The sequence below is a fragment of the Nocardia sp. NPDC005745 genome, assembly GCF_040630775.1.
In the GTDB taxonomy this organism is placed as follows: Bacteria; Actinomycetota; Actinomycetes; order Mycobacteriales; family Mycobacteriaceae; genus Nocardia.
The window spans coordinates 83,685-93,907 of the sequence record NZ_JBEXYF010000012.1 but is presented as its reverse complement, the minus strand read 5'-3'; the positions used below and the strand labels follow the sequence as shown (position 1 = coordinate 93,907).

9 protein-coding genes are annotated in these 10,223 nt (G+C 69.3%); 2 read left to right on the top strand and 7 right to left on the bottom strand.

What is annotated here, in order from left to right; translation table 11 throughout:
- Positions 1–56: 56 nt before the first annotated feature.
- The 4 genes from ABZ420_RS15160 to ABZ420_RS15145 are packed head-to-tail and all read right to left on the bottom strand — an operon-like array spanning position 57 to position 5,345.
- Entirely contained in the window at positions 57–542 is a 486-nt protein-coding gene (locus tag ABZ420_RS15160; protein WP_357122269.1) for a MaoC family dehydratase, read from the bottom strand.
- The gene (locus ABZ420_RS15155; protein WP_357122266.1) at positions 539–1,699 is read right to left on the bottom strand and encodes an acyl-CoA dehydrogenase family protein; all 1,161 of its coding nucleotides are present in this window, start codon (positions 1,697–1,699) and stop codon (positions 539–541) included. Before ABZ420_RS15155 ends, ABZ420_RS15160 begins: the two co-directional genes overlap by 4 nt.
- Positions 1,696–3,741: a biotin carboxylase N-terminal domain-containing protein gene (locus ABZ420_RS15150; RefSeq protein WP_357122263.1), complete on the bottom strand. Its 2,046-nt coding sequence runs from the start codon at positions 3,739–3,741 to the stop codon at positions 1,696–1,698. The genes ABZ420_RS15155 and ABZ420_RS15150 overlap by 4 nt, the downstream gene beginning before the upstream one ends.
- Positions 3,742–3,746: 5 nt before the next feature.
- Positions 3,747–5,345, bottom strand: a complete 1,599-nt coding sequence (locus tag ABZ420_RS15145; protein WP_357122260.1) for a carboxyl transferase domain-containing protein — start codon at positions 5,343–5,345, stop codon at positions 3,747–3,749.
- A gap of 93 nt (positions 5,346–5,438) precedes the next feature.
- Here ABZ420_RS15145 and ABZ420_RS15140 point away from each other — a divergent pair, with 93 nt between their 5' ends.
- The gene (locus tag ABZ420_RS15140) at positions 5,439–6,032 is read left to right on the top strand and encodes a TetR/AcrR family transcriptional regulator (RefSeq protein WP_357122257.1); all 594 of its coding nucleotides are present in this window, start codon (positions 5,439–5,441) and stop codon (positions 6,030–6,032) included.
- An 8-nt stretch (positions 6,033–6,040) separates the two neighbouring features.
- Here ABZ420_RS15140 and ABZ420_RS15135 read toward each other — a convergent pair whose 3' ends face one another.
- Together ABZ420_RS15135 and ABZ420_RS15130 are read right to left on the bottom strand one after the other, a co-directional pair.
- Entirely contained in the window at positions 6,041–6,787 is a 747-nt protein-coding gene (locus ABZ420_RS15135; protein WP_357122254.1) for a 3-hydroxybutyrate dehydrogenase, read from the bottom strand.
- Positions 6,784–8,169: an MFS transporter gene (locus tag ABZ420_RS15130; protein ID WP_357122251.1), complete on the bottom strand. Its 1,386-nt coding sequence runs from the start codon at positions 8,167–8,169 to the stop codon at positions 6,784–6,786. The genes ABZ420_RS15135 and ABZ420_RS15130 overlap by 4 nt, the downstream gene beginning before the upstream one ends.
- Positions 8,170–8,270: 101 nt before the next feature.
- Here ABZ420_RS15130 and ABZ420_RS15125 point away from each other — a divergent pair, with 101 nt between their 5' ends.
- Positions 8,271–9,227 (top strand): LysR family transcriptional regulator, encoded by a 957-nt coding sequence (locus tag ABZ420_RS15125; RefSeq protein ID WP_357122248.1) that lies wholly within the window; start codon positions 8,271–8,273, stop codon positions 9,225–9,227.
- A gap of 147 nt (positions 9,228–9,374) precedes the next feature.
- Here ABZ420_RS15125 and ABZ420_RS15120 read toward each other — a convergent pair whose 3' ends face one another.
- A complete protein-coding gene (locus ABZ420_RS15120) occupies positions 9,375–10,139 on the bottom strand; it encodes a class I SAM-dependent methyltransferase (RefSeq protein WP_357122439.1) in 765 nt (254 codons plus the stop codon).
- Between the last annotated feature and the right edge of the window lie 84 nt (positions 10,140–10,223).

Below are 10,223 nucleotides of genomic sequence, written 5' to 3'. Positions count from 1 at the left end.
GGCGTGAGCGGGGGCCTGCGTGGTTACGCTGCGCTGCCGCCTCCGGCCCTGACCGCTCACGCCGAGCCCTCCGGGGCTTTGCGGACGAGCGTCTTGCGGACGGCCGTGGCGATGACGTCGCCGTGCTGGTTGCGCCCGGTGTGCGCGAAGGTCACGATGCCCTCGCCCGGACGGCTCTTGGACTCGCGCTTGTCGGTGACCACGGTCTCGGCGTACATGGTGTCGCCGTGGAACACCGGCTTGGGGAACGCGACCTCGGAGAAGCCGAGGTTGGCCACGATGGTGCCCTGGGTCAGTTGCGCCACCGACAGCCCGATCAAGGTGGACAGCGTGAACATCGAGTTCACCAGCCGCTGATTGAACGGCGGCAGTTGGTCGCTGAACGCCGCGTCCAGGTGCAACGCCTGGGTGTTCATGGTCAGCGTGGTGAACAGGACGTTGTCCGCCTCGGTGATGGTGCGGCCGGGGCGGTGCTCGTAGACGACCTCGGTGTCGAACTCCTCGAACCACAGGCCGCGTTGCACGATCGTGCGCCGGGTCACAGGCCCAGCTCCCGTCCGATCAGCATCAGCTGCACCTCCGTCGTCCCTTCGCCGATTTCCAGGATCTTGCTGTCGCGATAGTGCCGGGCCACCGCGTATTCGTTCATGAACCCGTAGCCGCCGAAGATCTGCGTCGCGTCGCGGGCGTTGTCCATGGCGGCCTCGCTGGCCACCAGCTTCGCGATGGACGCCTGCTTCTTGAACGGCTTGCCCGTCAGCATCAGCGCCGCCGCGTCGTAATAGGCGGTCCGGGCGGCGTGCGCCCGCGCTTCCATCCTGGCGATCTTGAACGCGATGGCCTGGTTACGCCCGATCACTTGGCCGAACGCCTCGCGCTCCTTGGCGTAGCGCACACTCTCGTCCACACAACCTTGCGCGGCCCCGACCGAGAGCGCGGCGATGGCGATGCGCCCCTCGTCGAGGATGCGCAGGAAGTTCGCGTAGCCGCGCCCGCGCTCGCCGAGCAGGTTCTCCTCGGGCACGCGCACGTCGGTGAAGCTCAGCGGATGGGTGTCGGAGGCGTTCCAGCCGACCTTGTTGTACGCGGGCTCGGCGACGAAACCGGGCGTGTCGGTGGGCACCAGGATGGTGGAGATCTCCTTCTTGCCGCCGGTATGCCCGGTCACCGCGGTCACCGTGACGAGCTTGGTGATGTCGGTGCCGGAGTTGGTGATGAACTGCTTGCTGCCGTTGATGATCCACTCGCCGCCGTCGGCGACCGCGGTGGTCCTGGTGCCGCCCGCGTCGCTGCCCGCGCCCGGTTCGGTGAGCCCGAACGCGGCCAGGTTGCGGCCGCTGGTCAGCTGCGGCAGCCATTCCAGCTTCTGCTTGTCGTTGCCGAAGCGGTAGATCGGCATCGCGCCGAGCGAGACCCCCGCCTCCAGCGTGATCGCGACGCTCTGGTCGACCTTGCCGAGTTCCTCCAGCGCCAGGCACAGCGCGAAGTAATCGCCGCCCATGCCGCCGTACTCCTCGGGGAACGGCAGGCCGAACAGGCCCATCTCGGCCATGCCCGCGACCACCTCGTACGGGAAGGTGTGGTTCGCGTCGTGCTCGGCCGCCACCGGAGCGACCACCGACCGCGCGAAGTCTCGCACGGTCAGCGCGAGATCCCGGTACTCCTCCGGCAGCGTGCCGGTGGACAGGAAGTCGGTCATGTGGGGATTCCTTCTCGTTCGGCGTGATTCGTTTCGGCCTGCGCGACGACGCGCGCGAGCACCTGGTCCAGGCGCACCTGCGCGCCCGGCTCGACCAGTAGTTCGACGGTTCCGGCGACCGGCGCGGTGAGCGAGTGCTCCATCTTCATCGCCTCCACGATGACCACCGGATCGCCCGCGGCGACCGCGGCGCCCGATGCGACCGGTACCGCGATCACCGAACCCGGCATGGGGGAGCGGATCTCGGCGTCGCCCACGTGTTCGTCGCCGCCGCGCACGTTGACCTCGGCCACCTCGCGCAGCGCCGCGATACCGGACGGTCCGGCCACCCACAGCAGGCCGTCCTGCTCTGCGACCCGGTAGGTGCGGCGCAGGCCGTCCAGCGTGAGGGTGAGCACTCCGGCGGAACGATCACCGGTGAATTCGGCTGTCAGCGACCGGGTTTCACCATTGTCACCGACTCGAACCGCGCCGTCGCCGGGCGTACCGAAGAGATGGACGTGCTCGACCCGCTCCCCGCCCGCGAGCCGGATCGGTGTGGGCGCGTCGGCTCCGATTCGCCAGCCGGACGGGATCTCCCAGGGATCGCGCGGCGTGGCGGGCCAGCGGCGCAGCCAATGCCGGGCAGCGGCGGCGGCGAACTCGTCGTCGCCGACGGAAGCGGGACGGAAGTCGGCCACCCGCCGGTCCAGCAGGCCGGTGTCCAGTCGTCCCTCGACCACGTCCGGATCGGCCAGCAGGAAGCGCAGGAACTCGATATTGCTGGTCACCCCGAGCAGCACGGTGTCGGCCAGCGCCCGATCGAGTTTCGCGAGCGCGGCGGTCCGGTCGGCGGCATGCGCGATGACCTTCGACAGCATCGGGTCGTAGTCGCTGCCGACGCGCGTGCCGATCCGCAGACCGGAATCGACCCGGACACCGGGGCCCTCCGGCTCGTCGAGGTCGAGCACCGTGCCGCCGGTCGGCAGGAACCCGCGTCCGGGATCCTCGGCGTACACCCTGGCCTCGATCGCGTGCCCGACCATGCGGATGTCGTCCTGCGCCACCGCCAGCTTCTGCCCGGCCGCCACCCGGACCTGGCATTCCACCAGGTCGACGCCGGTGACCAGTTCGGTGACCGGATGCTCCACCTGTAGGCGGGTGTTCATCTCCATGAAGAAGAACTCGTCGGGGCGGTCGGCGGAGACGATGAACTCCACGGTGCCCGCGCCCACGTAGTCCACGCTGCGCGCGGTGTTGCAGGCGGCGGCGCCGATCCTGGCCCTGGTGGCCGCGTCCAGCAGCGGCGAGGGCGCTTCCTCGATCACCTTCTGGTGGCGGCGCTGCAAACTGCATTCGCGCTCGCCCAGGTGCAGCACGTTGCCGAACTGGTCGGCGAGCACCTGCACTTCGATATGCCGCGGCCGGGTGACGAAACGCTCCAGGAACAGCGTGTCGTCACCGAACGCGGCGGCCGCCTCGCGCCGGGCGCTGCGCAGCGCCTCCGGCAGCCGGGCCGGATCGTCCACCCGGCGCATGCCCTTGCCTCCACCGCCCGCCGACGGCTTGACCAGGACGGGATAGCCGACTTCGGCGGCCGCGGCGATCAGGTCGTCGTCGGTCAGGCCGGGCGTGGCGATGCCGGGCACCACCGGGACGCCGAACGCGGCAACGGTGTTCTTCGCGGTGATCTTGTCGCCCATCACCTCGATGGCGCGGGCGGGTGGGCCGAGGAAGACGATGCCCGCCTCGGCCAGCGCCGCGGCGAAAGCGGCGTTCTCCGAGAGGAACCCGTAGCCGGGGTGAACCGCTTGCGCGCCTGCGCGCACGGCGGCGGCCACCACCCGGTCGATGGCGAGGTAGCTCTCCCTGGCGGGGGCCGGGCCGAGGCGCACCGCCGTGTCCGCTTCGCGGACGTGGCGGGCGTCGGCGTCGGCGTCGCTGTAGACGGCCACCGAGCGGATGCCCAGCGCGCGCAGCGTGCGGATCACCCGCACCGCGATCTCGCCGCGATTGGCGACGAGCACGGTGTCGAATCCGACGGGAACGGATTTGTTCAGCATCGCCATCACATCCGGAATACGCCGTAGGAAACGGGTTCGAGCGGGGCTTGCGCGCACACCGAGAGAGCGAGCCCGAGCACAGTCCTGGTGTCGGCGGGATCGATGACGCCGTCGTCCCACAACCGGGCGGTCGAGTAGTAGGGGTTGCCCTGGCTTTCGTACTGCTCCCGGATCGGGGCCTTGAACGCCTCCTCGTCCTCGGCCGACCAGGGCTGCCCGCTGCTGTCGAGCTGGTCACCGCGCACCGTCGACAACACCGACGCGGCCTGCTCGCCGCCCATCACCGAGATGCGGGCGTTCGGCCACATCCACAGGAACCGCGGCGAGTACGCGCGCCCGCACATCGAATAGTTGCCCGCGCCGTAGGAACCGCCGATGACGACGGTGAGCTTCGGCACGCGCGCGCAGGCCACCGCGGTGACCATCTTCGCGCCGTGCTTGGCGATGCCGCCCGCCTCGTAGTCGCGGCCGACCATAAAGCCGGTGATGTTCTGCAAGAACAACAGCGGGATGCTGCGCTTGTCGCACAGTTCGATGAAATGCGCGCCCTTCATGGCGGATTCGCTGAACAGCACGCCGTTGTTGGCGACGATGCCCACCGGATGCCCGTGGATGTGCGCGAACCCGGTGACCAGGGTTTTGCCGTAGCCGGCCTTGAACTCGTGGAAGCCGCTCTCGCCCTCCGGCGTCCCGTCGACCAGGCGGTAAATCACCTCACGCACGTCGTAGGGGGTGCGCAGATCCACCGGCACCACGTCGTAGAGCTCGGATTCCGGCGCGGCGGGCGCGATGACGGGCCGGACGTCCCACGGGACCGGCGTGCGTGGTCCGAGGGTGGCCACGATGCGGCGCACGATGCGCAGCGCGTCCTGGTCGTCCTCGGCCAAGTGGTCGGTGACGCCCGAGGTGCGCGAGTGCAACTCGCCGCCGCCGAGTTCCTCGGCCGTGACCACCTCACCGGTCGCGGCCTTCACCAGCGGCGGGCCGCCGAGGAAGATGGTGCCCTGGTTGCGCACGATCACGGCCTCGTCGCTCATCGCGGGCACATAGGCGCCACCGGCGGTGCACGAGCCGAGCACCGCGGCGATCTGCGGGATGCCCTTGGCGCTCATGGTCGCCTGGTTGTAGAAGATGCGCCCGAAATGCTCGCGGTCGGGGAATACTTCGTCCTGGTGCGGCAGGTAGGCGCCGCCGGAGTCGACCAGGTACACACACGGCAAGCGGTTCTGCGCCGCGATCTCCTGCGCGCGCAGATGCTTCTTCACCGTCATCGGGTAGTACGTGCCGCCCTTGACCGTCGCGTCGTTGGCCACGATCACGCATTCCCGGCCGGACACCCGTCCGATCCCGGTGATGATCCCGGCGCCGGGGGAGTCGTCGCCGTACATCCCGGTCGCGGCAAGCGGGGAGAGTTCGAGGAACGGGCTTCCCGGGTCCAGCAGTTGGTCCACCCGCTGCCGGGGCAGCAATTTGCCCCGCGCGATATGGCGCTCGCGCGCCTTCGCGGGCCCGCCCAGCGCCGCGGCATCCAGCCGGGCGCGCAGGTCGTCGACCAGCGCCGCGTGCGCGGCCCGGTTTCCGACGGCCTCTTCGGTAACGGTCATCACGCCATCCTGTCGTCCAGTTAGTCGACGATAACTGGAATTCAGGTTAGTGTTGATTAACCGAGATGTCCAGGTCGGTGGAGAGGAACGCGTGTGACCAGTGCCGAACCCGTCGCGCCCACCCGTCGCGAGCAACTGAAGGCGCAACGCAGGGCGCAATTGCTGGAAGCCGGAGCGCGGTTGATCGCCGATCGCGGCTTCCTCGGCATGCGCTTGGACGACCTCGGCGCCGCCGTTGGCATCAGCGGTCCCGCGGTCTACCGGCACTTCCCGAACAAAGAGGCGCTGCTGGTGGAGCTGCTGGTCGGGGTGAGTCAGCGCCTGCTCGACGGCGGCAAGGCGGTGGTGGCGGGCATGAACTCCGCCGAGCTGGCGCTCGCCGGACTGGTCGATCACCACTTGGACTTCGCGCTCGGCGAACCGGAGCTGATCCGCATCCAGGATCGCGACCTGGACAACGTGCCCGCGCCGGCCCGCAGGGAGATCCGCCGCACCCAGCGCCAGTACGTGGAGATCTGGGTGGGCGTGCTGCGCGAGTTGCATCCGGAGCTACCCGAGGAGACGGCGCGGGTGCAGGCCCACGCCGTCTTCGGCCTGATCAACTCCACCCCGCACAGCGCGGGCGAGGCGACCGCCGCGCGGGCCCGGCCGGTGCTGCGCGGGATGGCGCTGACCGCGCTGGGCTGAGCGCGCCCTCATCGCGCGCTCCACCCGCCGTCCATCGTGTAGGCCGCGCCGGTGACCATGCTCGCCTCCGGCGAGGCGAGCCAGCCCACCAGCGACGCGACCTCCTCCGGCTCGACGAGGCGTTTGATCGCGCTCTCGGTGAGCAGGATCTTCTCCACCACCTCCTGCTCGGGCACGCCGTGCGCCTTGGCCTGGTCGGCGATCTGCTTGTCCACCAGCGGTGTTCGCACATAGCCCGGGTTGACGCAGTTGCTGGTCACGCCGTGCGGGCCGCCCTCGAGGGCGGTGACCTTCGACAGCCCCTCCAGGCCGTGTTTGGCCGTCACGTAGGCCACCTTGTACTCGGAGGCGCGCAGGCCGTGCACCGAGGAGATATTGACGATCCGTCCCCAGCCCTGCCGGTACATGTGCGGCAGCGCCGCGCGCACCAGCAGGAACGGGGCCTCGACCATCAGGGTGAGCAGATCGCGGAACCGCTGCGGCGCGAAGTCCTCGATCGGGCTGACGTGCTGCACCCCGGCGTTGTTCACCAGGATGTCGGTGTCGAGTTCCAGCTCTTCCAGCGACGCGACGTCGAGCAGATCCACCGCCCACGACTTGCCGCCCAGTTCCCTGGCCACCGCCTTCGCGCCGACATCGTCGACGTCGGCCACCGTCACCGTCGCGCCGCGCGCAGCGAGCACGCGGGCGCAGGCCGCGCCGATGCCGCTGGCGCCGCCGGTGACCAGGGCGCTGCGCCCCGCCAAATCGCTCATCGCACGGTCACTTCGGTCCGCGCGCCGAGGGTCTCGGCGTCGGCGTGATCGATGCTTTCCAAGGTCAGCCCCTTCGTCTCTCGTGCGGCGAGCACGGCGATCGCGCTGACGGTTGCGGCGCCCGCCAGGTACCAGGCGATCGGCACCGCGGAGTGATAGGTGTTCAGCAGCCGGACGGCGATGATCGGCGCGAGCGAACCGGCCACGATCGAGGTCACCTGATAGCCGAGGGATACGCCGGAATAGCGCATCCGGGTGGGGAACATCTCGGCCATGATCGCGGGCTGCCCGGCGTACATGAAGGCGTGGAAGATCAGGCCGATGATGATGGCGGACATGATGACCGCGTTGTGGCCGCTGTCCATCATCGGGAAGGCGAAGAAGCCCCAGGTGCCCGCGGTCAGCGCGCCGACCAGGTAGACCGGTCGCCTGCCGAAGCGGTCGGACAGGTTGCCCACCAGCGGGATCGTCACGAAGTGCACGGCGTGCGCGGCGAGCAGCCACCACAGGATCACTTGGGTGTCGGCGTGCACCTCGACCTTGAGATAGGTGATCGTGAAGGTGACCACCAGGTAGTACATGACGTTCTCGCCGAAGCGCAGCCCCATCGCGGTGAGCACGCCGCGCGGGTAGCGGCGCAGTACCTCGACCACGCTCAGCGAGGTCGCCTCGATCTGCTCGGCCTCCCGCTGCGCCGCGACGAAGATGGGCGCGTCGGTGATCTTCGTGCGGATGTAGTAGCCGACCAGCACCACCACCGCGGACAGCCAGAACGCCACCCGCCAGCCCCAGCCGAGGAACGCCTCGTCCGACAGCGTGGAGGTCAGCACCAGCAGCACCACAGTCGCCAGCAAGTTGCCCGCGGGCACACCCGCCTGCGGCCAGCTCGCCCAGAATCCGCGGCTGCGGCTCGGGCTGTGTTCGGCGACCAGCAGCACCGCTCCGCCCCACTCACCGCCGACCGCGAAACCTTGGATGAAGCGCAGGGCGACCAGCAGCGCGGGCGCCCAATAGCCGATCTGTCCGAAGGTGGGCAGGCAGCCCATCAGGAAGGTCGCGCTGCCCACCAGCACCAGGCTGAATTGCAGCAGTTTCTTACGGCCGTATTTGTCGCCGAAGTGCCCGAAGACCACGCCGCCGAGCGGACGCGCCGCGAAGCCGACCGCGTAGGTCACGAACGCGGCCAGGATGGCGTCCAAGTCGCTGGTGTCCTTGGCGAAGAACACCTTGCTGAACACCAACGTGGCGGCGGTGCCGTAGAGGAAGAACTCGTACCACTCCACGATCGTGCCCGCCATCGACGCGGCCACTACGCGGCGCAAGCCGCTGGTCGTCGCGCCCGAATCCGCCGCCGCTGTCGTTGCGGCGCTGTGCTCCCTCATCGCACTTCTCCTTCGTGCCAGGGGCCACACTTCGTTCTCGATGTGACGGCTCCCACAATGCTTGGCTGCACCGAGTATTAGTGCAGACGAATCGCGCCGCAATGACCATTTGTGCAGTGCCTCTCTGCAAAGATGCAGATATGCGCCCGGCGTCGCCTGGTCGTCCCAGTGCCGACGACCTCCTCGTACTCCTGGCTGTGGGGCGGTCGGGCCGATTCGTCACGGCCGCCGAAGAACTCGGCATCAACCACACCACCATCTCCCGGCGCATCGCCGCGCTGGAGCAGACGCTCGGCGGCCGAGTTTTAACCAGGGTGACCGGTGGCTGGGAACTGACGGATCTCGGCAGGGCGGCCCTTGCCGCGGCCGAGGCGGTGGAGTCGGCGGTGAAATCGCTGGCCGCGGACGCCGGCGGCGACCGGGCGCTGGAGGGCGTGGTCCGGGTCTCGGCGACCGACGGCTTCAGCGCCTACATCGCCGCGCCCGCCGCCGCGGAGGTGCAGCGGCGGCATCCGAAGATCTCGGTCGAGATCGTGGCGACCACCCGGCGCGCGTCGCAGCAGCGTTCGGGCCTGGACTTGGAGATAGTCGTGGGGGAGCCGCAGGTGCACCGCGCCACCGCCACGCATCTGGCCGACTACTGCCTCGGCCTGTACGGCTCCCACGAATACCTGCGCGAACACGGCGCGCCCGCCACCATCGACGATCTGGCGCGGTATCCGCTGGTGTACTTCATCGATTCCATGCTGCAAGTCGACGATCTCGACCTGGCCTCCAGCTTCGTACCGGCGATGCGCGAATCGGTCACCTCCACCAACGTTTTCGTGCATGTGGAAGCCACCCGCGCCTCCGCCGGTCTGGGCCTGCTGCCCTGCTTCATGGCCGACCGTCACGCGGATCTGGTTCGCGTCCTCGCCGATTCGGTGACCGTCACGCTCGGCTACTGGCTCGTCGCCCGCACCGAAACCCTCCGCCGCCCGGAAGTGGCCGCCGTCGTCACGGCGATCCGCGCCATGGTGGCCGATCGGCGCGACACCCTGCTCGGCCGCCCGTGCTGAGACTCGCGGTGCGTAGTCGATCGGAAATGCTCGGCGTCGTCTCCCGCGTGCGCGGTTGGCGGCTACGCGGACGGGGCCGCCCACTGTGGTGCTCGCAATCCTTGGCCCGAGCCGCGAAGTAGCTTCGCGCGGGGCCGAACGCGGCCGTCAGCGAGTGCTTGCGCGTACGGCGGTCGCCGCCAGGGTGGTGTAGTCCATCGTGAAGGATCCGCCCAGAGAGTCGATGGCGGCGCCGACCGCGTCCAGTATCTCGGCCAGCGGATCATCACGCAGCCGGGTGAGGCTGCCTGTGGTGGGGAGCAACTCGAGCCACTGGTCGCGCGTATAGGACTGTTGCCAGTCGAACCGCCACTGCTCGGGATCTCCGAATTGTCCGGTCTCGCGGATCTGGTCGGCGAATTTCGCGTATCCCGCTTGGTAGAGCTCGAGGGGGCGACGGGCCGGTTGGCCGCTGAACGGGGAGTCCGGCGCGACCCGCCGGTAGGCGGCGGCGAACGGTTCCGCCACCTCGGCGGGTGGCTCGTACACGTGCCCGAAGATCGTCAGCCGTCCCCCTGGGCGCAGCACGGCTGCCGCCTTCGCGGCGCCGGTGACCGGGTCCACCCAATGCCACGACTGAGCGGCGACGACCGCATCGAACATCCGGTCGCCCGGCTGCCACGCCTCGAAGGTCGCCACCTCGACCCGTAGCCCGCGGGCTCGCGCGAAGTCGGCCATCCGCGCATCGGGTTCCACGCCGAGCACCGTGCATCCTGCCGCCTGGAATTGGCGACCGGCGATGCCGGTACCGCAACCCACGTCGAGCACGTCCGTCCCCGGAGTCTCGGCGAGGACTCGCGCCACCAATGCGTCGGGGTAGGCGGGCCGGGCCTGGTCGTAGCGCTGTGTGTCCACGCCGAACGACACGGCCATCTGCTGGAACTGTCCCGGCTGCGCTAGGGACGGTGCTGGTTGCTCCTGAGGCATTGTGGGCATATGCCCACCTTAGTGGGCGCA